Source organism: Nocardia iowensis (assembly GCF_019222765.1).
GTDB classification, from domain to species: domain Bacteria; phylum Actinomycetota; class Actinomycetes; order Mycobacteriales; family Mycobacteriaceae; genus Nocardia; species Nocardia iowensis.
Genome location: NZ_CP078145.1, coordinates 472,966 through 496,904 on the forward strand (window position 1 = coordinate 472,966; position 23,939 = coordinate 496,904).

At 67.5% G+C, this 23,939-nt stretch carries 23 protein-coding genes and 1 tRNA gene; 10 read left to right on the forward strand and 14 right to left on the reverse strand.

The window, feature by feature from the left end; genetic code table 11:
• Positions 1-18: 18 nt before the first annotated feature.
• The 5 genes from KV110_RS02265 to KV110_RS02285 all read right to left on the reverse strand — a co-directional run bounded on the left by KV110_RS02265 (position 19) and on the right by KV110_RS02285 (position 4,464).
• Positions 19-519 carry a GNAT family N-acetyltransferase gene (locus KV110_RS02265; RefSeq protein WP_218472887.1) on the reverse strand — a complete coding sequence of 167 codons (501 nt, stop codon included), beginning with the start codon at positions 517-519 and terminating at the stop codon, positions 19-21.
• 198 nt (positions 520-717) lie between these two features.
• A complete protein-coding gene (locus KV110_RS02270) occupies positions 718-1,458 on the reverse strand; it encodes an SDR family NAD(P)-dependent oxidoreductase (protein WP_218472888.1) in 741 nt (246 codons plus the stop codon).
• A gap of 189 nt (positions 1,459-1,647) precedes the next feature.
• Positions 1,648-1,721 (reverse strand) — tRNA-Pro (locus tag KV110_RS02275).
• Positions 1,722-1,804: 83 nt separating this feature from the next.
• Positions 1,805-3,463: a DUF8017 domain-containing protein gene (locus KV110_RS02280; protein ID WP_218472896.1), complete on the reverse strand. Its 1,659-nt coding sequence runs from the start codon at positions 3,461-3,463 to the stop codon at positions 1,805-1,807.
• A gap of 38 nt (positions 3,464-3,501) precedes the next feature.
• Positions 3,502-4,464 (reverse strand): metallophosphoesterase, encoded by a 963-nt coding sequence (locus KV110_RS02285; RefSeq protein ID WP_218472897.1) that lies wholly within the window; start codon positions 4,462-4,464, stop codon positions 3,502-3,504.
• 158 nt (positions 4,465-4,622) lie between these two features.
• On the opposite strand from KV110_RS02285, the gene KV110_RS02290 reads away from it, so the two are divergent.
• On the forward strand, positions 4,623-5,087 hold the full coding sequence (locus tag KV110_RS02290) for a GatB/YqeY domain-containing protein (RefSeq protein WP_218472898.1): 465 nt from the start codon (positions 4,623-4,625) through the stop codon (positions 5,085-5,087).
• Positions 5,088-5,147: 60 nt separating this feature from the next.
• On the opposite strand, the gene KV110_RS02295 is transcribed toward KV110_RS02290, so the two are convergent.
• Positions 5,148-7,445, reverse strand: a complete 2,298-nt coding sequence (locus tag KV110_RS02295; RefSeq protein ID WP_246634669.1) for a penicillin-binding protein — start codon at positions 7,443-7,445, stop codon at positions 5,148-5,150.
• A 431-nt stretch (positions 7,446-7,876) separates the two neighbouring features.
• On the opposite strand from KV110_RS02295, the gene KV110_RS02300 reads away from it, so the two are divergent.
• Positions 7,877-8,200 (forward strand): WhiB family transcriptional regulator, encoded by a 324-nt coding sequence (locus tag KV110_RS02300; RefSeq protein ID WP_014981178.1) that lies wholly within the window; start codon positions 7,877-7,879, stop codon positions 8,198-8,200.
• 97 nt (positions 8,201-8,297) lie between these two features.
• Here KV110_RS02300 and bagB read toward each other — a convergent pair whose 3' ends face one another.
• The gene (gene bagB, locus KV110_RS02305; RefSeq protein WP_218472900.1) at positions 8,298-9,428 is read right to left on the reverse strand and encodes an ATPase BagB; all 1,131 of its coding nucleotides are present in this window, start codon (positions 9,426-9,428) and stop codon (positions 8,298-8,300) included.
• On the reverse strand, positions 9,425-10,444 hold the full coding sequence (gene bagA, locus KV110_RS02310) for an ATPase BagA (protein WP_218478103.1): 1,020 nt from the start codon (positions 10,442-10,444) through the stop codon (positions 9,425-9,427). The genes bagB and bagA overlap by 4 nt, the downstream gene beginning before the upstream one ends.
• A gap of 439 nt (positions 10,445-10,883) precedes the next feature.
• Between bagA and sp36 the strand changes: the two genes are divergently transcribed.
• Genes sp36 through KV110_RS02325 form a run of 3 tightly spaced genes read left to right on the forward strand, consistent with a single transcriptional unit; the run spans position 10,884 to position 12,360 of the window.
• Complete coding sequence (sp36, locus tag KV110_RS02315) at positions 10,884-11,045, forward strand: Sp36 family protein (protein ID WP_014981181.1); 162 nt, start codon at positions 10,884-10,886, stop codon at positions 11,043-11,045.
• Positions 11,046-11,056: 11 nt separating this feature from the next.
• On the forward strand, positions 11,057-11,524 hold the full coding sequence (locus KV110_RS02320) for a RidA family protein (protein WP_218472901.1): 468 nt from the start codon (positions 11,057-11,059) through the stop codon (positions 11,522-11,524).
• A gap of 44 nt (positions 11,525-11,568) precedes the next feature.
• Positions 11,569-12,360 carry an MBL fold metallo-hydrolase gene (locus tag KV110_RS02325; RefSeq protein WP_218472902.1) on the forward strand — a complete coding sequence of 264 codons (792 nt, stop codon included), beginning with the start codon at positions 11,569-11,571 and terminating at the stop codon, positions 12,358-12,360.
• Positions 12,361-12,432: 72 nt separating this feature from the next.
• Here the strand turns inward: KV110_RS02325 and KV110_RS02330 are convergent, their stop codons facing one another.
• Complete coding sequence (locus KV110_RS02330) at positions 12,433-13,107, reverse strand: Crp/Fnr family transcriptional regulator (protein WP_011206875.1); 675 nt, start codon at positions 13,105-13,107, stop codon at positions 12,433-12,435.
• A 184-nt stretch (positions 13,108-13,291) separates the two neighbouring features.
• The gene (locus KV110_RS02335) at positions 13,292-13,519 is read right to left on the reverse strand and encodes a hypothetical protein (RefSeq protein WP_218472903.1); all 228 of its coding nucleotides are present in this window, start codon (positions 13,517-13,519) and stop codon (positions 13,292-13,294) included.
• A gap of 106 nt (positions 13,520-13,625) precedes the next feature.
• On the opposite strand from KV110_RS02335, the gene nth reads away from it, so the two are divergent.
• From nth to KV110_RS02355, 4 genes are read left to right on the forward strand one after another with little or no spacing between them, the layout of a single operon-like run.
• Complete coding sequence (gene nth / locus KV110_RS02340) at positions 13,626-14,459, forward strand: endonuclease III (protein WP_218472904.1); 834 nt, start codon at positions 13,626-13,628, stop codon at positions 14,457-14,459.
• On the forward strand, positions 14,456-15,091 hold the full coding sequence (locus KV110_RS02345) for a TlpA disulfide reductase family protein (RefSeq protein ID WP_218472905.1): 636 nt from the start codon (positions 14,456-14,458) through the stop codon (positions 15,089-15,091). Before nth ends, KV110_RS02345 begins: the two co-directional genes overlap by 4 nt.
• Positions 15,092-15,110: 19 nt before the next feature.
• Positions 15,111-15,827, forward strand: a complete 717-nt coding sequence (locus tag KV110_RS02350) for an NUDIX hydrolase (protein ID WP_218472906.1) — start codon at positions 15,111-15,113, stop codon at positions 15,825-15,827.
• Positions 15,824-17,017: a MarP family serine protease gene (locus KV110_RS02355; RefSeq protein WP_218472908.1), complete on the forward strand. Its 1,194-nt coding sequence runs from the start codon at positions 15,824-15,826 to the stop codon at positions 17,015-17,017. Before KV110_RS02350 ends, KV110_RS02355 begins: the two co-directional genes overlap by 4 nt.
• On the opposite strand, the gene KV110_RS02360 is transcribed toward KV110_RS02355, so the two are convergent.
• The 4 genes from KV110_RS02360 to acs form a co-directional block, all read right to left on the reverse strand.
• Entirely contained in the window at positions 17,010-17,945 is a 936-nt protein-coding gene (locus tag KV110_RS02360; protein WP_218472909.1) for an alpha/beta fold hydrolase, read from the reverse strand. The genes KV110_RS02355 and KV110_RS02360 overlap by 8 nt on opposite strands.
• 46 nt (positions 17,946-17,991) lie before the next feature.
• Positions 17,992-18,498 (reverse strand): phage holin family protein, encoded by a 507-nt coding sequence (locus KV110_RS02365; protein ID WP_218472911.1) that lies wholly within the window; start codon positions 18,496-18,498, stop codon positions 17,992-17,994.
• A gap of 39 nt (positions 18,499-18,537) precedes the next feature.
• On the reverse strand, positions 18,538-19,755 hold the full coding sequence (nhaA, locus tag KV110_RS02370) for a Na+/H+ antiporter NhaA (RefSeq protein ID WP_218478104.1): 1,218 nt from the start codon (positions 19,753-19,755) through the stop codon (positions 18,538-18,540).
• A gap of 202 nt (positions 19,756-19,957) precedes the next feature.
• On the reverse strand, positions 19,958-21,910 hold the full coding sequence (gene acs, locus KV110_RS02375) for an acetate--CoA ligase (RefSeq protein WP_218472913.1): 1,953 nt from the start codon (positions 21,908-21,910) through the stop codon (positions 19,958-19,960).
• Positions 21,911-22,324: 414 nt separating this feature from the next.
• Here acs and KV110_RS02380 point away from each other — a divergent pair, with 414 nt between their 5' ends.
• Positions 22,325-23,914: a peptide ABC transporter substrate-binding protein gene (locus KV110_RS02380; protein WP_218478106.1), complete on the forward strand. Its 1,590-nt coding sequence runs from the start codon at positions 22,325-22,327 to the stop codon at positions 23,912-23,914.
• The last annotated feature ends 25 nt before the right edge of the window (positions 23,915-23,939 follow it).

Consider the following 23,939-nt stretch of genomic DNA (forward strand, 5'->3'; position numbering starts at 1 on the left):
CGAGCGGACTCGGCCGTTTCACTGGTCGAGCTTGTATTCCAGCACGTCGCGGGGTTCACCGATGCCGAAGTAGCACTCTTCGTAGGCCGTCCATTCGAAGCCGAGCCGCTTGTAGAGGTTGTATGCCGACTGGTTGGTCGGACGCACGGTGATGAGCACGCTGCGGATCGCGTGCTGCCTGCACAGGTCGATCGCTTCTTCGAGCAGGGTCGAGCCGTAGCCGCGGCCGCAGCGGTCCGCGGTCACCGCGAGGCTGAGCAGCCATGCCCGCCGATCGGGGGTGAGGGCCACCAGCACGTGGCCGAGGACCATGCCGTCGGCCTCCGCGATCAGCCAGTTGTCGCCGTGCAGGTCGAAGAGCTGGCGCAACGCGAAGTAGGGGTACGACTGATCGCCGAAGCGCTCCGTCTCGATCGCCGCGACGTCCTCGAGATCGGAAAGCGCGGCAATCCGGTACACGGGCGTCGGTGACGTCGTCGCGATGTCCAATGTGCTCCCTTGCGCGGTGACGCGGGTCATAACCCCAAAGCGTAGGCGTTAGCTCGGTCGGTCGAGGCGCACCAGGCGTGCGCCGTCCGGATCGAGGTAGTTTAAGCGAGCCGAGCCGCACTGCCCGGCGGAAATCGCGTCCTCCCGGTGTCCGTTCTACCCCGAATCGACCCCGCTGATGCCGTTGCTTCGGATTTGCGACCAGTTTGCGTCGGTAGCGAGATCTTTTCAGTCGGTAGGAGCACGGAACCGGATGTGCCGGGCCGTGAGTTCGTCGGCTTCGTCGCTCGCCAGGAACGCCACCACATCGGTGATCTCGGTCGCCTCGTCGAGTCGATCGAGCCCGCTCGTGCCCGTTTCGTAGCTCGTCCCCTGCCCGCTGTTGGCTTGACCTCGGCCGTTCGGTTCGGCCGTGCCGGGGCTGACGGCGGTGACAGCGATGCGCCGCGGTGCGAAGTCCGCGGCAAGCGCGCGGGTGAATTCCGCGATGGCGCCCGCTGTGGCGTCGGCGACGGCGCTGCCCGGCGATGGCGTGGTTGCGCCCGCGACCGTGATGATGCGGCCGCCGTCGGCCAGGTGGTGCCAAGCGAGCTGCATGCCGTGGAAGACGGCCTTGGCCTGGGCCGCGAAGCCGGAATCGAACTCTTCACCGGTGATGTCCGGCAGTGGTGTCGCGATTGCCGCGGCGTTGTTGACCAGCACGTCCCAGTGCCCGAACTCGTCGAGGAGGGCCTGCACCAGTTCCTCGTATTCGGCACGATCACCGAGGTCGGCCGCGAGTGCCGATGCCGAACCATCGGCCCCGGTGATCTCCTTCACCACATCGGCGGCCGATTCCGGGCTGTGTGGATGCTGGATCACCACCTGAGCCCCTTGTCCGGCAAGGGCTTTGGCGATGGACTTGCCGATTCCGGTGTCGGCGCCGGTGATCAGCGCCGTCTTTCCGGTCAGCGGGCCGGTCTTGGTCATGACCTTCATTCTGCCGGTCCACAGCGATATCGGCGCAACCACTTCGAGTGGATCGACGGCTGGACAACTGGCTTGCCGATCCGAGTTCGATAGTTCGTGAAGAGGAGTAGACAGATCGCCGACTGCCGGAAAACAACTCCGCCCCCGGCCTTGGCAGGCCGGGGGCGGAGCGTTCGTCTCAACCACGAGTCGGGGTGACAGGATTTGAACCTGCGACCTCTTCGTCCCGAACGAAGCGCGCTACCAAGCTGCGCCACACCCCGTGAATCGAACCTGGAGTAGCTTACAACAGGGACGGTCTAGACGTTAAACCACCAGTTCAGAGGGGGTAACCCGGGCGGGTCGGTCAGTTGTCGTGCGGACGGATGCTGGTGAAGATGCGCTTGGCGGTTTCGGTGTCGATGGCCTCGGGGACGCCGGTGTCGGCCGCGATCACCATGACGAAGCTGCCGTTCTCGGTGGGGAACGCGACGGTGTAGACGGAGTACTCCGTGGCACAGCCGGGCTTGGCTTTGGTCACGGTGCCCTTGGTTTCGACGAACATGCCGCGCTGCGATCCGTCCAGTGATTCGAGCGGGACGGGCGGGGCCGGGTGGCCGTCGGACGACGCCGTGTAGGCGAGCTTGGCCGTTCTGGTGCCGAGTTCGGTTGCGGCGGCTGCCGTATCGGGGTCCTTCGAGCCGGTGAGGAAGGAGACGGTGCGGGTCGATCCCGGGCAGTAGCCCTTGCCGTGGCTGGCATAGCCCTTGCCCGCGACCGCGTTCGGTGGTTCACCGAAGCCGCCGATGGCGGTCTCCGGTGCGATGGTCCAGCCTGCGGGCACGTCGTAGGCGGCACCGCGGTCGGGGGCGACCACCACCTGGTAGCCGGGGATGACGGGGGTTTCGTTGCGGCCATGGCCGTTCGGGGTCGGTTGCGCCGAAGTCGTTTTCGACGGTGTCGGTTCCGCGTTCGCACTGGTGGTCAGTGCGCTCACCATGGAAGGCGAACTGCCTTGCGCGTCGGCGTTGTCCGAACCGCGCTGCGCGAGCGTCACCGCGGTCACCGCGCCCGCGGCCACCAGCAACACCACCAGTCCGATCAGCAGCAGGGTCTTGCCGCGCCCACTGGGCGGTGGGCCGCTCGCGCCGTGGTTCGGCGGCACCTGGTGCGGCGGGCCGCCGAAGCCGCTCTGTGGCGCGTACAACCCGGCTACCGGCTGTCCATACTGCGGTGCGGCCTGGGTGGGCGCCCGGTACTGCTCGATCGGCGGTACCTCGCCGTACTGAGCCGGCGCGGGTTGCCATTGCGGCGTGGGATCGGGCTGGCCTAGTCGGGTGGCGTTGGGATAGCCGAGCAGTGTCGGCGCCGCCTCGCCCGGCCCGTGCTGGCTCGGTTCGGGCGTTCCGAGGCTCGGCTGCCAGAGCCCGGCCGGCTCGCCGGAGTGCGGCTGCGCCAACAGAGTTGGGTCCGCCTGACCCGGTGCTGCCGGGGGTGGCTGCCACGGCGCGGGCTGAGCCGGTGCGCCGGATAGGGGCTGCGCCAACAGCGTTGGGTCTGCCCGCCCGGCTGTCGGTGCCTGCCACTGCGGGGTGGGCGGCGCCTGACCACTGCTGCCGGGCTGCCCCTGCGGGGTGGGAGCGGGACTGCTCGGCTGCCACTGCAAGGTCGGGTCAGGTTGCCCCGACCCGGTCGGACTCGGCTGCCATTGGTAGTTAGGGGCGGGTTGCGCCTGTTCCGGTTGGACCGCCGACCCGGCCGCTCGAGGTGCGCTCGCTCCTGGCTGCCATTGGACGGTGGGATCGGGTTGTCCCGGTCCTGCTGTCGGCGACGGCCACGCGACCTGCTCATGAAAGCCGGAATCCCGCTTCCACGGCCGGGCGGGGACCGCCTGCTCGGCGGTCTCGTCATCGGACCCGGCGGGGCCGAATTGCGCCGCGCCGGATGACTGTTGCTGGTATGGGTGCGCCGCACCGGGCCGCCCCAGAACCGTCGGGTCGTTGCGCCGGTCGTCGAATCCACTCACAGTTGTCCCCTGCCTGACACACGTCTCGGCACGCGACCTTAGCGGGCGACGGCCTCCGATGTGGACACGCCCTGGCCCGTGTCGGCCGACGGTCGCTTCGGGGGCGCGGCGACCAGCGTCAACAGCGTGGCCTCCGGGCGGCAGCAGAAGCGGTACGGCGCCCACGGCGACGTGCCGACGCCAGCGGAGACATGGAGTTGGGTGTGCGCGCCCCACTTGGACGAGCCCTTCACCCGGGACCGGTCGATGCCGCAATTGGTGACGAGCGCGCCGTATCCGGGCAGGCACAGCTGGCCGCCGTGCGTGTGTCCGGCCATGACGAGGTCGTAGCCGTCCTCGGCGAAGCGGTCCAGCACGCGCGGCTCGGGCGAGTGGGTCAGGCCGATGCGCAAGTCCGCCAGCGGGTTCGGGGCGCCCGCCACGGTGTCGTAGCGGTCGCGGTGCAGGTGCGGGTCGTCGACGCCCGCGGTGGCGATCCGGATGCCGGCCACCTCGAGGTCGCGGCGGATGTGCGTCAGATCCAGCCAGCCACGCTCGGTGAAGGCCGCGCGCAGGTCTTTCCACGGCAGCGGGGCGCCGTAGACGCGGCGGTGATCCTTCTTGAAGTACTTCATCGGGTTCTTCGGCACCGGCGCGAAGTAGTCGTTGCTCCCGAAAACGAAAAGCCCCGGGCGGGAAAGCAATCCGCCGAGGGCCTGGACTACCGCGGGTACCGACTTCTGATGCGAGAGGTTGTCGCCGGTGTTGATGACCAGATCCGGCTCCAGCCGATCCAGTTCGCGCAGCCACTGCTGCTTTCGCTGCTGGCCGGGCGTCATGTGCAGATCGCTGATGTGTAGCACCCGCAGCGACGACGACCCCGGCGCGAGGACCGGCATGGTGGTCTCCCGCAGAACGAAGGCGTTGCGTTCGACCAGCGAGGCGTAGCCGATTCCGGCCACCGCCGCCCCGGCGGCTCCCAACGCGGTCGTGCGGACAGCAGAGGTCGAGATTACGGGCATTTGCCCAGCATAGGTGACCCCGTTGCGGAACGCCGAGTGTGTTTACGCACAAACGCTTGCGCACCCGCCGCTGACCGCCCCGCAAAACAGCGCCGCGATTCGCCGTGGCGGCGCAAATGTGGTGGGCGGGTTGCGAAGGACCGGCTACCGTGAGCCTCATGTCGGAACTCAAAGCGCAACTGCGGACGGACATGACCGCCGCGATGAAAGCCAAGGACACGCTGCGCCTTGCCACGTTGCGGATGCTGCTCGCCGCCATCCAGACGGCCGAGACCGCAGGCTCCGAGGCGCGTGAACTCTCCGATGCCGAGGTGATCGCCGTGCTGCAGAAAGAGGCGAAGAAGCGCAGCGAGTCGGCCGAGATCTACACCCAGAACGGTCGCGGCGAGCTGGCCGCCAACGAGCACGCCGAGGCGCGGATCATCGACGAGTACCTGCCCACCCAGCTGAATGAGGCCGAGATCGCCGACCTCGCCGACACCGCCATCGCGCAGGTCGCCGAGGAAATCGGCGAGCGGCCCGGCATGCGCCAGATGGGCCAGGTCATGAAGATCGCCTCCGAGCTGGCGGCGGGCAAGGCCGACGGCTCCCGGATCTCGGCAGCGGTCAAAGCCAGACTCTGACGGCACCAGCCGAGCTACGAAGAGGGGCCGCGAACCATTCAGGTTCGCGGCCCCTTTTTGTCAGCGTGGGATGGGGATCGGGATCGGGATGGGCGGCAACAGCGGTGGTGGTGGCAGCCCGGGGATCCCCGGCAGCGCCGGTGGCGGTCCGGGCGGCGGGGCCGCGCGTTGCGTGCCGTCACTGATGTAGAGCGTGATCACCGAGCCGGGAATCGCCGACCCATTGGGTGCGGTCCCCATTACCGTGCCCTTCGCCTGAGCGCCCGGGCCGGTCACCGGTGTCACCTGGAAGCCGGCGCCGACCAGTGCCGCCGTCGCCGCGCCCTGTGTCATCCCGACCACGTCGGGCACCTGGGCATTGTTCGACCCACGCACGTACTTGTCGTCCAGCGGCGGCAGCGCGGGCGGCGGGAAGTGGTTGAGCACGGGCTTGATGGAGTTGAACCAGGTCCGCGCGGGTTCGTTACCGCCGAACAGGTTTCCGTCGCCACAGTTGCGCAGCGGGAACGAGCAGATCTCGCCGGGCGTCGGGCTGTCGCCGTAGACGTAGGTGGCAGCGGCCAGCGAGTTGGTGAAACCGACGAAGGCCGACGAGCGGTGGCTCTCGGTGGTTCCGGTCTTGCCGGACAGCGGAGCGTTCCAGCCGGTCGACTGGGCCGCGCCCGCCGCGGTGCCGCTGATGTCGTCCTTGCTCATCGCGTTGGCCAGCGTATTGGCCAGGCCCGGCTCGACGACCTGCTCGCAGGCCTGCTGGGTGAGCGGCACCTGCTTGCCCTGGCGGTCGACGACCTCCTTGATCGGGTTCGGCGGGCACCACTTGCCGCCGGAGGCGAGCGTCGCGGCGACGTTCGACAGCTCCAGCGGGTTGATCGCGACCGGTCCGAGGGTGAACGAACCGAGGTTCTGTTCCTTGATCATGTCGGCGAGGCTCTGGTTGCCGTGCCCCGAGCTGCCCGGCTCGGTGTAGGAGCGCATGCCGAGCCGGACCGCCATGTCGACGGTCGGCGTCACCCCGACGGCCTGGATCAGCTTGACGAACGCGGTGTTCGGCGAGGTGGCCAGCGCTTCGGTCACCGACATCGGTGACTTGTACTTGCCCGCGTTCTCGACGCAGTAGGTGGCGGGCGGGCAGCCGCGGGCGCCACCGTTACCCATGCCCCTGGCCTCGAACCGGCCCGGCACGTCGAGCTGGGCGTTGATGCCGAGGCCCTTCTCCATGGCCGCGGCGGCGGTGAAGACCTTGAAGATCGAGCCCGCGCCGTCGCCGACCATCGAATACGGCTGCGGCTGCACGGTCTCGTTCGCGTCGCGGTTCAGGCCGTAGGTGCGGCTGGAGGCCATCGCGAGCAGCGGATGCGAATCCTGGCCCGGGGCCACGACGGACATCACCTGGGCGATGTTGTCGAGATTCGGGTTGGCCGCCTCGGTCACCGAGCGTTTCACCGAATCCTGCACGGCGGGGTCGAGGTTCGTCTTGATCAGGTAGCCGCCCTTGTCGATCTGCTCCCTGCTGATGCCCGCGTTGGCCAGGTACTGAATGGCGTAATCGCAGAAGAAGCCGCGATCGTTGGCGGCGATGCAGCCGCGCGGCAGGCCCTTCGGCTCCGGCAGCACACCGAGCGGCTTGGTCTTGGCCTCGCGGAATTCGTCGGCGCGGCTGGGGATGTTCTGGATCATCGTGTCCAGCACCGTGTTGCGTCGAGCCAGCACGCCATCGGCATTGGTGTACGGGTTCAGCTTCGACGAGCTCTGCACCATGCCGGCCAGCATCGCCGCCTGCGACACGTTCAGCTCGGCGGCGTCGATGCCGAAGTAGGTCTGCGCCGCGTCCTGGATGCCGTAGGAGGAGTTACCGAACGGGACCAGGTTCAGGTACCTGGTGAGGATCTCGTCCTTGGTCAGCTCCCGGTCCAGGGTGAGCGCCATCCGGATCTCGCGGATCTTGCGCGCGGGGGTGGTCTCGATGGCGGCCCTGCGCTCGGCGTCGGTCTTGGCCACGACGAGCAGCTGGAAGTTCTTCACGTACTGCTGGTCGAGCGTCGATGCGCCCTGCTGGACTTCACCGCTGGTGGTGTTGGTGAGGAACGCGCGCAACGTGCCCTGCCAGTCCACACCCTCGTGCTCGGCGAAGCGCCGGTCCTCGATGGAGACGATCGCCAGCTTCATGTCGTTGGAGATCTTGTCGCTGGGAACTTCGAAGCGGCGCTGCTCGTAGAGCCAGGCGATCGGTGTTCCACTCGCGTCGACCATCGTCGAGACGGCGGGCGCGGTGCCCTCCACCAGTTCCGAGGACACGTTGTCGACGGCGTCGGCGGCGCGGTTCGAGATGAATCCGAAGCCACCTGCGAGCGGGAACATCAACCCGGCGACGAGCACGGCGGCCAGCGCGCAACTGCCGGCCAGCCTCGCGAGCGTATGTGTGATCGGCACGATCCCCAGCCTACGGGGTGGGGTCCGCGCGCTCTTCCGTGCGTTTACCCGAAGGCGATTCGGATGTGCGATTGGGCGTGTCGCGAGGGCGAGTCTGGCGTGTCGCGGGACGGCGCGCCGCGAATGTGCCGGACCCGCCGCCGCTCCCGCCATTTTGCAGGGACGGACGTACCAAAAAATCACGGGACGGTCTTGCGCTAGGCCCATACCTTTACCTAGATTGAGAACCCAGTGTGATAGAGCTAACACTCAAAGTGGAATGTGGTGCAGTTCGCAGCGGGGTTTGGGTTGCTGCGACGCTGACACGCGATTCTGGAGCGCCGTTGACCCGGTGTTCGGACTGCAAAGGGGCACACCAAATGCACATGACAACCCCCATCGCTCGATTGGACGTGGAGCAGGCCGAAGCAAGGATCGCCTGGGTAGCCCAGGCCCGATGCAAGGAAGTGGATCCCGATCAGTTGTTCGTCCGCGGCGCTGCGCAGCGCAAAGCCGCGACGATCTGCAGGCACTGCCCGGTGTTGATGCAGTGTGGTGCCGACGCCCTCGACAATCGCGTGGAGTTCGGCGTGTGGGGCGGTATGACCGAGCGGCAGCGTCGCGCGCTGCTCAAGCAGCACCCGGAGGTGACCTCCTGGGCCGACTTCTTCCAGGCCCAACGCCAGCATCAGGTGGCAATGTAGCCCCCGCACACATTCGGAACTGAGCCTGCGAAAGCGGGCTCAGTCCCGTTTGGGGACAATTACTTCCGTCTGGACCTATAGCCGATGCGTCTATGTATCAAGCAGATGCTCGGGTGCCGGTGAGTTGATCACCAACGGCGCGCAGCGCCTCTAGATCCGACACCTCGAACGGCAACGCGGTCACCGCCACGATCGGTACCCGCGGGTGCGCGCCGGTAAACCGGTGCAGCAGATGCTGTTCGCGCTTGTCGGTGGCGACCCGTCGCGCGTGGATGCGCAACACGGCCGAGGTGAGCGGATCGGCGTCCGCCACCTGCTGCGCCACGGTCAACGCGTGATCGGCCGACAGCGAGCTCAGCGCCGGGTGCGTCCGATTCAGCACCAGGCCCGCCAGCGGCATCCGCTCGGTGGAGAGCCGGTCGACGAAGAACGACGCCTCGCGCAACGCATCCGGCTCCGCGGCCGCGACCACCAGGAAATGGGTGCCCGGCTTGGAGAGCATGGCGTAGGTGCGGTCGGCCCGATCCTGGAAGCCGCCGAACAGCGAGTCCAGCGACTGCAGAAAGTTCGACGCGTCCTTGAGCATCTGGCCGCCGACGATGGTGGACACCCCGCGCACTGCCAGGCTCATCGCGCCGGTGACCAGCCGGGTGACGCCGCGACCCGGCGCCATGATGACCCGGATCATCCTGCCGTTCAAGAAGTTTCCGAGCCGCTTCGGCGCGTCCAGGAAGTCCAGCGCGTTGCGCGACGGGGGCGTGTCGACCACGATCAGGTCCCACTCCTTACGCGCGGCCAGCTGACCGAGCTTCTCCATCGCCATGTACTCCTGCGTTCCGCCGAACGAGGAGGCAACGGTCTGATAGAAGGGGTTGGCGAAGATCTGCTCGGCCTTGTCCGGGCTGGTGTGCTCGAGCACCATGTCGTCGAAGGTGCGCCGCATGTTCAGCATCATCGCGTGCAGTTCGCCCTTGGCCTCCGGGCCGAGCGGCACCCGCTGCGGTGAGTTGCCCAGATCGGCGACACCCAGTGACTGGGCCAGCCTGCGCGCCGGGTCGATGGTGAGTACCACGACCTTGCGCCCCTTCTCGGCCGCGCGTAACGCGATCGCGGCCGCGGTGGTCGTCTTGCCGACCCCGCCGGAACCGCAGCAGACCACCACCCGGGCCGTCCGATCCTCGATGATGTCCGAAACATTCAGTGGCACAGCCACATTCGGTGTAGTCATCGGACCCCTTGCTTGCTGAGGTGTTCGGCTAGTTCGTACAGACCACCGAGGTCCATGCCTTCCGGCAGGGCGGGCAGGTACAGGCGGGAGACGTCGACCTTGGCGAGCTCGGCCGCGCTGTCGTCCTGTGCCTGCAAAGTGGCCGCGTGCTCGATGGTTTCGGTGATCAAGCCCTGGAAGTCGTTGTCCGGCAGGGTGATCCCCGCCGTTTCGAGTCCGGCGCGGACGGCGTCGGTGTCGACATCGCCCTGCGCGGCCTTGGCGCGCAGTTCGGCGGGCAGTTGGCCTTCGGTGGCGCGGTTCACGATCACCGTGCCGATGCGCAGATCCGCCGCCTTCAATTCCGCGATGGCGTCGGCGGTCTCCTGCACCGGCAGTGCCTCGAGCAGGGTGACCAGGTGGATCATCGTCTGATCCGAATGCAGCAGCTTCGAGACGCCCTCGGCCTGCGAGGCGATCGGCCCGCCCTTGGCCACCTCCAGCATGGCCTGGGTGACGTCGAGGAAGCTGGCGATCCGGCCGGTCGGCGGCGCGTCCACCACGATCTCGTCGTAAACCCGCTTACCGGCCTTGTCGACGCGAACCGCGGTCTCCTTGATCTTGCCGGTCAGGATGACGTCCCGCAGACCGGGCGCGATCGTGGTGACGAACTCGATGGCGCCCATCCGCCGCATCGCCCGGCCCGCGAAACCGAGGTTGTAGAACATGTCCAGGTATTCGAGGAACGCGTGCTCGATGTCCAGCGCGAGCGCCACCACCTCGCCACCACCATCGGCCGTCGCGATCCTGGTCTCCGTCGGCGGCAGCGGCGGCAGATCGAACAGCTGGGCAATGGACTGCCTGCTCTCCACCTCCACCAGCAACACCCGGCGCCCACCTGCCGCCAACGCCAGCGCGAGCGCCGCCGCCACCGTGGACTTGCCGGTCCCGCCCTTCCCGGACACATAGTGCAGGCGAGCCTTCTCCGCGCGCTTCGGCCACCCTGTTTCCAGTCCCGGCTCCGCCGAAAGCGGCACTGCTGTTGGTACTCCCACGCTCGCGAGCCTATAACCCGTTCTGAGATCGTGCCCGAGGGATATGCCAACCCCCTGGTCCAGGGCGCGTGTCTGTACCAGACAGCCGATCATCCCACGCCGAGCAAAGATCAACAGTTCAGCCACATCCTGCCCCCAAACCCCACACAGCACCCCTCGGCCCAACCCCAAATTTCGAGCGAACCGAGACCGCCTTCGCGCGCCCCCCGTCCGAAGCACACCCCGCAGGCCCACTCACCCCCTCACCTACCCACCACAGCGCGAGTCTTACGAGCGCCGTTCGCGGCCCGTCTCGCGTCCGAGCGGCCGAAGCGCACGCGACGAAGTCGCAAGTCTCGGCCGCTCGGACGCGAGACTTCCCGGGGCCGCGAACACGCGGCGCCGCAGGCGACGCAAATCCAACACAGCTACGCTCTGCCACATGAGTGAAGCGAGCTTGTGGGAGTACGCGACCGTGCCGTTGTTGACGCACGCGACCAAGCAGATTCTCGATCAGTGGGGCGCCGATGGGTGGGAGCTGGTGACCGTGCTGCCCGGGCCGACCGGCGAGCAGCATGTCGCGTACCTGAAGCGTCCGAAGTAGAGGAGAAGCCGATGACCGCAGTGACCCAGTGGGAGAGCAATCTTGCCCGGCTCGGCCTGACGCTGCCGCCGGTCGCGGCGCCCGTTGCGGCCTACATTCCGGCGATCCGGACCGGTTCGCTGGTCTACACCTCCGGCCAGTTGCCGTTCGTGGACGGTGCGTTGTCGGCGGTCGGCAAGGTCGGCGCCGAGGTGAGCACCGAGCAGGCGAAGGATGCCGCGCGATTGTGCGCGCTCAACGCGTTGGCGGCCGTGCACGCGCTGGTCGGGCTGGACGCGGTGGTGCGCATCGTGAAGGTGGTCGGTTTCGTCGCGTCCGCACCGGGATACAACGATCAGCCGATCGTGATCAATGGCGCGTCGGAGTTCCTCGCCGAGGTTTTCGGTGACGCGGGTGTGCACGCGCGCTCCGCGGTAGGCGTGTCGGAATTGCCGAAGAACACCCCGGTCGAGGTCGAGATCATCGCCGAGGTGCGTTAGAACACAAGGTCCCGGACTGGGATTCGATCGACTGGGGTACATCGATGACGCTGACTCATCCCGCGTACGGGCAATTACGGCAGGTCACGCCGACGGCAGCGGTGCTGCTGGCGGACAATCCGGGCCAGATGACGCTGGAGGGAACCAATACCTGGATCCTGCGCGCGCCGGGGCGCTCGGATTGTGTGGTGATCGATCCCGGTCCGAAGGACAAGGCGCACGGCGCGAAGATCGCCGAGGTCACCGGGGGCGATATCGCGCTCACCCTGATCACGCACCGGCATCACGATCACACCGGCGGCATCGATCACCTGGTGAAGCTGACCGGAACTCCGGTGCGTGCCAAGGAATCCGAGTTCTTGCGCGGTTCGGGCGCGCCGCTGGTCGACGGCGAGGTGATCGAGGCCGCTGGCCTGCGGCTCACCGTTTTGGCCACTCCCGGCCACACCGGTGATTCGATGAGTTTCGTGCTCGATGACGCGGTGCTGACCGGCGACACGATCCTCGGCAGCGGAACCACCGTGCTCGATTCGAGCGACGGGGCCCTGGCCGATTATCTGGCGTCGTTGGACCGACTGGTGGAGATCGGGGCGGGGAAGGCGCTGTTGCCCGCGCACGGCCCGGATCATCCCGATCTGGAACCGGTTGCCCGCTACTACATCGCACACCGGCAGGAGCGCCTCGACCAAGTGCGCGAAGCGTTGCGGGTGCTCGGGCCGGACGCGGGCGCGATGGCGGTGGTCCGGCGGGTCTACGCCGATGTCGACAAGCGACTGTGGCTCGCCGCGCGCAGCTCGGTGCAGGCGCAGTTGGAGTACCTGCGCGCCGAAGGGTAGTCCCGGACACGACAACACGCTGGGCTGTGGAGCTCCGAGCCCAGCGTGTTGTTCGGTCTGCTCAGTCGAGCGTCAGCGCGCGCGGCGCGCCAGTCGCTCCGAGTCGGAGATGAGCACGCTCTTGCCCTCCAGCCGCAGCCAACCGCGGTGCGCGAAGTCGGCGAGCGCCTTGTTCACGGTTTCGCGGGAGGCGCCGACCAGCTGGGCGATCTCCTCCTGGGTCAGGTCGTGGGTGACCCGCAGCGCACCGGCCTCCTGGGTGCCGAACCGCTGTGCGAGCTGCAGCAGCGCCTTGGCGACCCGGCCGGGGACGTCGGTGAAGATCAGGTCGGCCAGGTTGTTGTTGGTGCGGCGCAGGCGACGGGCGAGCACGCGGAGCAGCTGCTCGGCGATCTCGGGCCGCTGATCGATCCAGGACTTCAGCGCGTCGCGGTCCATCGTGACGGCGCGGACCTCGGTCACCGTGGTCGCGGTGGAGGTACGCGGGCCGGGGTCGAAGATCGACAGCTCGCCGAACATGTCCGACGGGCCCATGATGGTCAGCAGGTTCTCCCGGCCGTCCGGCGATCGGCGACCGATCTTCACCTTGCCCGAGGTGATGATGTAGAGCCGGTCTCCCGGCTCACCCTCGTTGAAGATGACATGGCCGCGCGGAAAATCCACCGGCTGCAGTTGCTTGGCGAGGGCGGCCACCGCAGTGGGCTCGACGCCCTGGAAGATGCCTGCTCTGGCGAGGGCCTCGTCCACTTATGTGCTCCTTATGGGAAATGGCTCCGAACTGGACCGAAAGCGACTCGGCCAACAGCGCAGTCTACGCGGCATGATGACAGCGTAGTGACAGACACCACGTAACGAGTGGATTGCGTGGCGCAGCGAAGAACCGTACCAGTCTCTGATGGCGGTGTTCGCCGGTCCCTACCCCGGTCGAGCGCTAACTCGCCCGAGCCACATCCAGCTCCTCGCCGCGAGCACGGCGCCTGCGCATCCGGGCCACGGCCGCGGGCAGGCCGAGCCTCGTCAGCTCTTTCACTTCTGCGTTGCTTGCCTTGTCCAGGTACTGCTGAACCTCTTCGTCGGGTTCGAGAAGTTTGCGGAGCCGGTTCTCGACCCGCTCCATACCCAGTGCGAACAGCATCAACAGCACTGGGAAGAGCACCACAGCGAGTCCTTGCATACGGAGGAGTAAACACGGTCTAGGTCTCAGATGGAACACGGCAACCGAACTGGCCGGGCAACGTTGCCCGACGGTTCCGTATGGTGGACAGGTGCGTGTCACCCCCTCTACAGCCGCCGGAAACGGGCGTGCGTCTGCCCCCGAGGCGACCGACGCGCAACCCGCGGCGGCCGCCGCTCCGAAACGGAAATCCCGCGCGCGACAGGCGGAAACCCAGCTCGGACTTGTCCGCCGAGCACGCCGGATGAACCGCGCGCTCGAGGCTGCTTTCCCGGACGCGCACTGCGAACTGGACTTCACCACACCGCTCGAATTGGCGGTCGCGACAATACTTTCCGCGCAGTCCACCGACGTGCGAGTGAATCTCACCACGCCCGCCCTGTTCGCCAAGTACCCGGACGCGCGCGCCTACGCCGAGGCCAACCGTGCCGAGCTGGAGGAATACATCCGCTCGACCGGTTTCTATCGGAACAAGGCCAGTTCGCTGATCGGCCTCGGCCAGGCGCTGCTGGAGCGCCATGATGGTGAATTGCCTCACACCATGGCCGAACTCGTGCAATTGCCCGGCATCGGCCGCAAGACCGCCAACGTCATTCTCGGCAATGCGTTCGGCGTGCCGGGCATCACGGTCGACACGCATTTCGGCCGCCTGGTGCGCCGCTGGCAGTGGACCACCGAAGAAGATCCGGTGAAGGTCGAACACGCCATCGGCGAGCTCATCGAGCGCAAAGACTGGACGATGCTGTCGCACCGGGTGATCTTCCACGGGCGCCGGGTGTGCCATGCCCGCAAACCGGCCTGCGGCGTGTGCGTGCTCGCCAAGGACTGCCCGTCGTTCGGGGCCGGGCCCACCGACCCGGACATCGCCGCCGCGCTGGTGAAGGGCCCGGAAAAGGAGCATCTGCTCGAGCTGGTGGGCCGGTGAGACAACTCCCGGTCGCCTGGCGATGGGCACTGGCGGGATTGATCGCTGTGGTGGCGTTGGCGGTTGCCCTGTGGCCGCGCGGCCGCGACACCGACACCACCGCGGACAACGGGGAACAGGCACGTAGTGCCGGGGTATCCGAACAGCAACGCGTCGCGGCGGACCTCGCGGCGTGCCCGCTGCCTGTCCCGGGGGCTGTCGGGCCGAGTCCGCTGGCGGGCATCACCGTCGGCTGTTTGGCCGATGGCAAGACCGTCGAGTTGTCCGCCGCGCTCGCGGGTAAGCCTGCGCTGCTGAACCTCTGGGCCTACTGGTGTGGACCGTGTGCGCAAGAATTGCCGTATTTGCAGCAGTTCGCCCAACGCGCCGGAAACGCGATTACCGTGCTGACCGTGCACAGCGACCCCGACGAGGCCAAGGCGATTTCACGGCTGACTGGACTGGACGTGAAACTTCCTGGTGTGCTCGACGCCGACGCGCGGGTGCGCACCGCCGTCGGCGCTCCCGCGGTGCTGCCGATTTCGGTGCTGCTGCGGGCGGACGGTTCGGTGGCGCAGGTGCTGGTGCGGGCGTTCAGCGGGGTGGACGACATCGCGAACACGGTCGCGCGGGAGCTGGGCGTGGCCGCATGAGTTATCCAGGAGTCGCGGCATGACCATCCCTGTGCCCCAAGACATTCCGAAATGGTTGAGCCGAGCGACCGAGCCTGCGGCGGACACCTCGGACACGCTCACGCTGGCGCGTACGTTGCGCCGCGCCATGTCCATCACGTCGACCCCGCGGCAGGCGGCGGTGCTGGTGTTGTTCGGTGGCTCGCCCGAGGCCGATCCGGACGCGCCGGGCGGCCTGCCCGCCGACGCGGAGGTGCTGCTCACTCAGCGTGCCGCCACCATGCGGCAGCACCGCGGTCAGATCGCGTTCCCCGGCGGTGCGGTGGATCCCGGTGACACCGGCCCGATCGACACCGCGTTGCGCGAGGCTTGCGAGGAGACCGGGCTGGACCGTTCCGGCGTGGAACCCCTTGCGGTGCTGCCGAAGTTGTTCGTGCCGCCGTCGCGTTTCGATGTGACGCCGGTGGTCGCCTACTGGCGCACGCCGAGCGAGGTTCGGGTGGTCGACCAGAGCGAGACCGAACGGGTGGTGCGGGTGCCGCTGGCCACGCTGCTCGATCCGGCGAACCGCTTCCTGGTCCGCGGCAGCCTCGGCTACCAGAGCCCAGCCTTCCTGGTGGACGGCATGCTGGTGTGGGGTCTGACCGGCGGCATCCTCGCCGGAATCTTCACTACCGCGGGCTGGGAACAGGATTGGGATCGCGAGGACGTTCGCGATCTGGAATCCGCGCTGGCCGATGTCGGAACGACATTATGAGCTCGTCGGCCTGGCTCGATATCGCGGTCGTACTGCTCGCGCTGCTTGCCGCCTCATCGGGGTGGCGGCAGGGCGCGGTCGCGTCCGCGCTCGCGTTCCTCGGCGTTGTGCTCGGCGCCGTCGCGGGCATCCTGATCGCGCCGCACATCCTGGTCCATGTCGACGAGGGCCGTACCAGGGTGCTCACCGGCGTGCTGCTGATCGTGCTGCTGGTGATCATCGGGGAAGTGGCGGGCATGGTGCTCGGTCGCGCCGCGCGCAGCGGCATGCGACATCCGTTCACCCGCAGCGTGGACAGCGTGGTCGGCGCGGTGCTGCAGGCGGTCGCCGTGCTGGTCACCGCGTGGTTGCTGGCGCTGCCGCTGGCCACCTCGTCGCAGCCGGCCATCGCCACCGCGATCAACGGCTCGCGCGTGCTCACCGACGTGAACGAGGTCGCGCCGAACTGGCTGCGCCGCCTGCCCAACGAATTCTCCAAGCTGCTCAACACCTCCGGCCTGCCGGACGTGATCGGCCCCTTCGGCCGCGCCCCGATCGCGGCCGTCGAGCCGCCGGACGCGAGCGTGCTGGCCAGCCCGGTCGCCGCCTCGCTGCAGCAGAGCGTGCTGCGCATCCGCGGCGTCGCACCGAGTTGCCAGCGGGCGCTGGAGGGGTCGGGTTTCGTGATCGCCCCCGAGCGGATCATGACCAACGCCCACGTGGTCGCGGGCACCACCAGCGTGCAGGTGGACACCGTGCGTGGTCCGCTGGACGCGAACGTGGTGCTGTTCGACCCGTCCAAGGACATCGCGGTGCTCGCGGTGCCCGGACTGACCGCACCGGTGGTGCCGCAGGCGCCCGCGCCCGCCCGATCGGGCGACAGCGCCATCGTGCTCGGCTACCCCGGCGGTGGTCCGTACACGGCGAGCGCGGCCCGCGTGCGCGAGACCCTCGATCTCACCGGCCCGACCATCTACCGCAACGGCACGGTGGAACGTGAGGTCTACACCGTCCGCGGTCAGGTCCGCGCGGGCAATTCCGGCGGACCACTGGTGGATACCGACGGCGAGGTGCTCGGTGTCGTCTTCGGGGCGGCCGTCACCGACGACGACACGGGCTATGTCCTCACCTTGTCCGAGGTCCGCGCTCAGCTCGACGCCGCGTCCGGCTCCGCCGCCCCGGTCGGCACCGGGGCCTGCGTCCTCAGCTGAGCAGTTTTCCCAGCTCGGCGGTCACCACGTCCGGGTTCTCCTGGTGGGCGAAGTGGCCCGCGGCGGGAATGGTGGCCAGGCGGCGGTTGGGCGAAAGGTGCCTGCCGCGACGGAAGGTGCCGCTGAGCACGTAGGGGTCCAGGTCGCCGCGGATGGCGAGGACCGGGATGTGGATCGGTTCGCGCATGGTGGCCATGAAGCGGCGGCCGTCCGGGCGCCACTGGCTGCGGAAGGCCCAGCGCTGATATTCCAGCGCACAGTGCGCGGCGCCCGGAATCTGGATGGCCGAGCGCATGCGCCGTGCCGTGTCGACGAATTCGGTGGTGCCGGACCAGGACCCGCTCACCCGCTGGCGCAGGATCCGCTCGACCTCGAACCCGTCACCGGTGGTCAGCAGCCGCTCGCCGTAGCGGGGCAGCTGGTAGCGCAGGAAATTCGGCAGCCAGGTCGCGCGCTGCCTGCGGTTGCGCAGCACCGCGCTCTTGAGCGCCGCCGGATGCGGTGAACTCACCACCGCGATGGAACGGACCAGGCGCGGATGCAGCACCGCGGTCGCCCAGCACACCAGCCCGCCGTCGGCATGCCCGACCAGCGTCGCGTCGGTGTAGCCGAGCGCGCGGATGAGCCCGGCGATATCGCCCGCCAGGGTCCAGCCGTCGTAGCCGCGCGGTGGTTTGTCGCTGTCGCCGTAGCCGCGCAGGTCGACCGCCACCGCGCGGTAGCCGAGTTCGGCCAGCCCGGTCAGCTGGTGCCGCCAGGACCACCAGAAGTCGGCGAAGCCGTGCAACAGCACGACCAGCGGTGCGTCGGTGCGGTCGGGTGCCGCGTCCACGACGTGGAATCGGATGCCGTTGGCATGAACGTCCCGATGCGCCCATGGGCCGTCGTAACGGACGCTGGACGGATCCGGAATGATGTGCGACGACACGCCGATGCAGCCTAATAGTTCGGGGTATCCGCGCGCGAGCGAGCGGTTACGAAGCGGGTTTTTCCAGCGAGAGGTGGTCCTCGTGCGCGGCTGCCCCGAGTCCGTGCGGCAGCACGGCGCGGGCCTGCTTGAGCGAGTCGATCGTCTTCTCCGGCGCGCGCAGCTTCTTCACCCGCAGATAGCCGAGGAAGGCCAGCAGCGCGGTCGCGACGATCATCAGCGCGAACACGATCAGGAACGCGGCCCAGCGGGCCAGCCACACGTCGAGCAGTTCACCGAGGAAGAAGAAAAAGAAGAAGGTGCTGAACAGCAGGACGGTCAGCGCGAGGATGAAGTAGACGCTGCCCTGCAGGCCCTTCTTGATCTCGCCGGTCACCTCGGCCTTGGCCAGCGCGACTTCGGCGCGGACCAGGGTCGACATCTGTTCGGTGGCGTCGCGCACCAGGCTGCCGAAGCTCGCGCTGCCCGCGGGATTGGCGTCGGACAAGGGAATGGAGGTCACCGTACGACCGCGCTGTGCGTCGCTCCCGTTACCGCCGTTTGTGAAACTCACTTGGTCGACCCTTCTCCCTGTCCCGGCACTGCTTCGGCCTCACTCTTCTCGTTGTAACGCACGGGCGTCCTGCCGCGCCTGGTGGACACGCCCACGCCGCAACAGTAGCGCCGAACCGGCGAGCGACGCCGCCATTGATGTGACCAACACGGCGGCCTTCGCCAATTCGACGGCGGAGCCGTCGCCGACGTCTGCCAGTGCGAGTTCTGCCACCAGAAGGCTAACGGTGAAGCCGATCGCGCCGAGCACCGACAGGGCGAACACGTCGCGGTAGCCGAGTTCGGCCGGACGCTTCGCCACGCCGAACCGGATTGCGAGCCAGCTGATCCCGAAGATTCCGATGGTTTTGCCGAGCAGCAATCCGAGAATCACGGCCAGCGCCAGCCGGTCGCTGAACAATTCGCCGAACACCTTGCCGTCCAACGGAACTCCGGAGGCGAACAGGGCGAACAGCGGCACACACAACCCGGCCGAGATCGGCTGGATCAGGTGCTCCAACCGGGTGGCGGGTGCCTCCGCCTCACCCGGGTCCGGCCGCACCCTGGTGAGCAGGCCGAGCGCTACACCGGCCAGGGTCGGATGGATGCCCGCCTCGTGCAGTGCGTACCAGGACACCAGCGCCAGCGGCAGATAGACCAACGGCGTGCTGATCCGTTTGTGCTGCGCCAGTGCCCAACCCGCGAAGCAGGCCACGGCGGCCAGCAGCCACAGCAGCGACAACGTGGTGGTGAACAGGACGGCGATCAGAATGATGGCCACCAGATCGTCGACTACCGCGAGACTGAGCAGGAACACCCGCGCACTCGCCGGAATGCGCGATCCCGTCATGGCGAGCACGGCCAGCGCGAACGCGATATCGGTGGCCACCGGAATGGCCCAGCCGCGGTCCATCCCTGGCGCGCCGAAACCGATGGCGAGCGCGATCAGCGCCGGGGTGACCACGCCGCCGATCGCGGCGATGATCGGCAGCGCAGCGCGTTTCGGGTCGGCGAGCTCGCCGACGACCAGCTCGCGTTTGAGCTCGAGCCCGGCAACGAAGAAGAAGATGGCGAGCAGGCCGTCCTTGGTCCAGTCCGCCAGGGTGAGGTCCAGGTGCAGCGGTGGGATGGCGAGCACCGTCTCGGTCATCGTCACATAGCTCTCGCCCCATGGCGAGTTCACCCACAGCAACGCCACAGCTGCCGCGATAAGCAGGATGGTGCCGCCGACGGTTTCGGTCCGTAGAAAGCGGGATAGTTCCGAGCGCACCTGCGTGATCACGGGGAACCTTTCGGCCGGGTGGTCAAGGCTGCGACCGCACCATCCCAACGATTCGGCTGTCAGGTACACGACCGCACGCCGACCAGACTTCCCGGCACACCTTACGCAATCCTAACGGGCGCAGCCGGACGAAGTCCGTCCGCATACCGCGCATGGCCGCTGGCGAAGCACGCCACCGGCCATGCGCCTGGCTGCGGAGTTACGCCTTGCTCGCCCGAATCGCCTCGAAGACGTTGGGGTCGACCAGCGTCGAGGTGTCGCCGAGTTCCCGCCCCTCGGCCACGTCGCGCAGCAGTCTGCGCATGATCTTGCCGCTGCGCGTCTTGGGCAGCTCCGGCACCACGTGGATCTCCCGCGGCCGGGCGATCGGGCTGATCTCCTTCGACACCTCCGCCTTCAGCTCGTCCACCAGCGCCGAGCCGGTGTCCTTGGCTTCGGCGGTGAGGATGACGAAGGCGACGATGCCCTGACCGGTGGTCGCGTCGGTGGCCCCGACCACCGCGGCCTCGGCGACCCCGGCATGCCCGACCAGCGCCGACTCCACCTCGGCGGTGGAGATCCGGTGCCCGGACACGTTCATCACGTCATCGACCCGGCCGAGCACCCACAGGTCGCCGTCGGCGTCGAGCTTGGCGCCGTCACCGGCGAAGTACCAGCCCTGCGCCGCGTAGCGCTCCCAGTAGGTGGCCCGGTACCGCTCCATGTCGCCCCAGATGCCGCGCAGCATCGACGGCCACGGCTGGTCCAGCACGAGATAGCCGTTGGCCTCGGTCTCGCCGCGCTGGACCGGCTTGCCCTCCTCGTCCACGACGAGCGCCGAAATGCCGGGCAGCGGTGCCATCGCCGCACCGGGCTTGGTCGCGGTGACGCCGGGCAGCGGCGAGATCATGATCGCGCCGGTCTCGGTCTGCCACCAGGTGTCCACCACGGGCGCCGTGCCCGCGCCGATCACCTCGCGGTACCAGCGCCAGGCTTCCGGATTGATCGGCTCACCCACCGAGCCGAGCAGCCGGATGCTGGACAGGTCGTGCGCGGCCGGGATCTCGCGGCCCCACTTCATGAACGTGCGCACCAGCGTCGGCGCCGTGTAATAGATGCTGACGCCGTACTTTTCGACGATCTGCCAGTGCCGGTGCTCGTCCGGGAAGTTCGGGGTGCCCTCGTAGACCACCTGGGTGGCGCGGTTGGCGAGCGGGCCGTAGACGATGTAGCTGTGCCCGGTGACCCAGCCGATGTCGGCGGTGCACCAGTAGACGTCCCGTCCCGCTTTGTGATCGAAGACGTTGTGATGGGTGTAGGCCGCCTGAGTGAGGTAACCGCCGGAGGTGTGCAGGATGCCCTTCGGCTTCCCGGTGGTACCGGAGGTGTAGAGGATGAACAGCGGGTGCTCGGCATCGAACGGTTGCGCCTCGTGTTCCGGTGAAGCTTGCGCGACAGTCTCGTGCCACCACAGGTCGCGACCTTCGGTCCACGGCACCTCGATCTCGGTGCGTCGCACCACCAAGACATGCTCAACGCTGTGCGGCACGTCGCCGTTCGCGTACAGCGCCTCGTCCACCGCCTCCTTGAGCGGGGCGGCCTTACCGCGTCGCCACTGCCCGTCGGTGGTGACGATCAGCCTGGCACTCGCGTCATCGACCCGCTGACGCAGCGCGGTGGGGGAGAACCCGGCGAAAACCACCGAGTGGGTGAGCCCGAGCCGGGCACAGGCCAGCATCGCGACGATCGCCTCGGGCACCATCGGCATGTAGATGGCGACGCGATCGCCCGCCACGAGGCCGAGTTCGGTGAAATAGTTTGCGGCACGGCTGACTTCGGTGAGTAGCTCGCGGTAGGTGACGTCGCGCGAGTCGCCAGGCTCGCCCTCCCAGTGGATGGCGACCTGCTCGCCGTGCCCGTCAAGCACGTGCCGGTCGACGCAGTTGTACGCGACATTGAGCTTGCCGTCGACGAACCATTTCGCCACCGGCGCGTCGCTCCAGTCCAGCACCTGGCGCCACTGCTGGTGCCAGTGCAACCGACCGGCCTGTTCGGCCCAGAACGCGTCGCGATCGGCCGACGCCCGCGCATAGAGCGAGGCATCGGCGTTCGCCGCGGCGGCGAACTCCGCGGTCGGCGGATACGAATCCCTGTGGTCGGCGGTTTCGGTCATCTCGCTTCTTCTTTCCACGTAGCCTGAGCCCACGATTCAAACGCAGCCAGTTCGACAGTAATCAACTGTGACCTACGCCGCGTCCGGTGTGTCCACCGGGTTTCGGTACCGGCGCGCCGTCGCGTAATCCGCAACGGAGTGGCCGATACCGGGAGACGCCGGATGGACTCTTCGGAGGCAATGTTCCGGTGGATAGGTCGTTTTCGCGCGATGTTTTTCGTGTTTCGGCCATGTTGCCGTACTGGTAACAAGTGGAACGAACCTTGGTCAATCCGATGACAGAGCTCACCAGAGTGGTTAATCTCCGAGGCACCCAAGGCGGTTTGTGCCGGCATGCGCCTGGTGACCTCACGCGCGTGCCACAGATTCCGCCCTTCTCGAAATCGGGAGAACGCGTTGAGATTCAACAGAGCAATGGCGCTGACCGCGGCAGTACTGCTGGCTACCAGCCTGGGACTGGCCGCGTGTTCATCAGAGGACAGTGCTGACGCCAGCATCGTCACCACGAACAGTGGTGAACCGCAGAACCCGTTGGTGCCAACCAACACCAACGAGTTCTGGGGCGGTCGCGTCGTCGACCGGTTGTTCGCGGGGTTGAAGTACTACGACGCCAACGGCAAGGCGCACGACGAGGTGGCGGAGTCGATCGAGACCACCGATCGCAAGAACTACCGGATCACCATCAAGCCGGATTGGAAGTTCAGCGACGGCACACCGGTGACTGCGAAGTCGTTCGTCGATGCCTGGAACTACGGCGCGCTCGGCACGAACGCTCAGTTGCAGAGCTATGTGTTCACCGAAATCGTCGGTTTCAAGGACGTGTCCGAGGCTCCGCCGAAGGCCCAGACCATGTCGGGTCTGAAGGTAGTCGACGACCGGACCTTTACGGTGGAACTGGTACAGCCGTCGATCGACTTCGAGACCGCGCTCGGCTACGCGCCGTTCTACCCGCTGCCCGAGGCGGCGTTCAAGGACATCAAGGCGTTCGGTGAGAACCCGATCGGTAACGGCCCGTACAAGTTCGCGAGCAACGGTGCGTGGCAGCACAACACGCAGATCGATCTGGTGCCGAACCCGGAGTACAAGGGTGGCCGCCCGGCCAAGAACAAGGGCCTGCGCTTCGTCATGTACCAGTCCTTCGACACGGCCTACGCAGACCTGCAGGCGGGCAACCTGGACGCCCTCGACACCATCCCGGACAGCGCGCTGAGCTCCTACAAGCAGGATCTGGGTGACCGCGCGATCACCAAGCCGACCGCGCAGAACCAGAAGTTCGGCATCCAGGCCAACGTCCCGCACTTCGCGGGCGAGGAAGGTGCGTTGCGCCGCAAGGCCATCTCGATGGCGATCAATCGAGAACAGATCTGCCAGAACATCTTCCACGGCACCAGGAACCCGGCCCGCGATTTCACCGCCTCCACCCTTCCCGGGTTCAACGGCAACCTGCCCGGCTCGGAGTTCCTGAATCACAACCCGGCAGAGGCCAAGAAGCTGTGGGCCCAGGCCGATGCCATCTCCCCCTGGTCGGGCCGATTCGAGATCGCCTACAACTCCGACGGTGGCCACCAGGCCTGGATCGAAGCCGCCGCGAACAGCATCAAGAACACCCTCGGCATCGAAGCCATCGCCACCCCGTACCCCACCTTCAAGAACATCCGGGACTTGGTGAACGCCAAGACCATCGGCAAGGCGTTCCGCTACGGCTGGCAGGGTGACTACCCGACCATGCTGCAGTTCCTCACGTCCAACTACTACAGCCACTCCGAGACCAACAACGTCGACTGGAACAACCCCGAGTTCGATCGGCTCCTCAACGCCGCACTGGCCGCGCCGACGCTGGAGGAGTCCCACAAGCTAGTCGGTCAGGCGCAGTCGTTGATGCTGCAGTCGATGGCCGACATTCCGGTGTTCGACTACGTCGCCGCCGCGGGCCGCTCGGACAAGGTGAAGAAGGCCGAACTCGCCTGGAACGGTCTGTTCGACTTCGAAAACATCGAGAAGTAGCCGCTGATCAGCCGCGTCGCGAAGG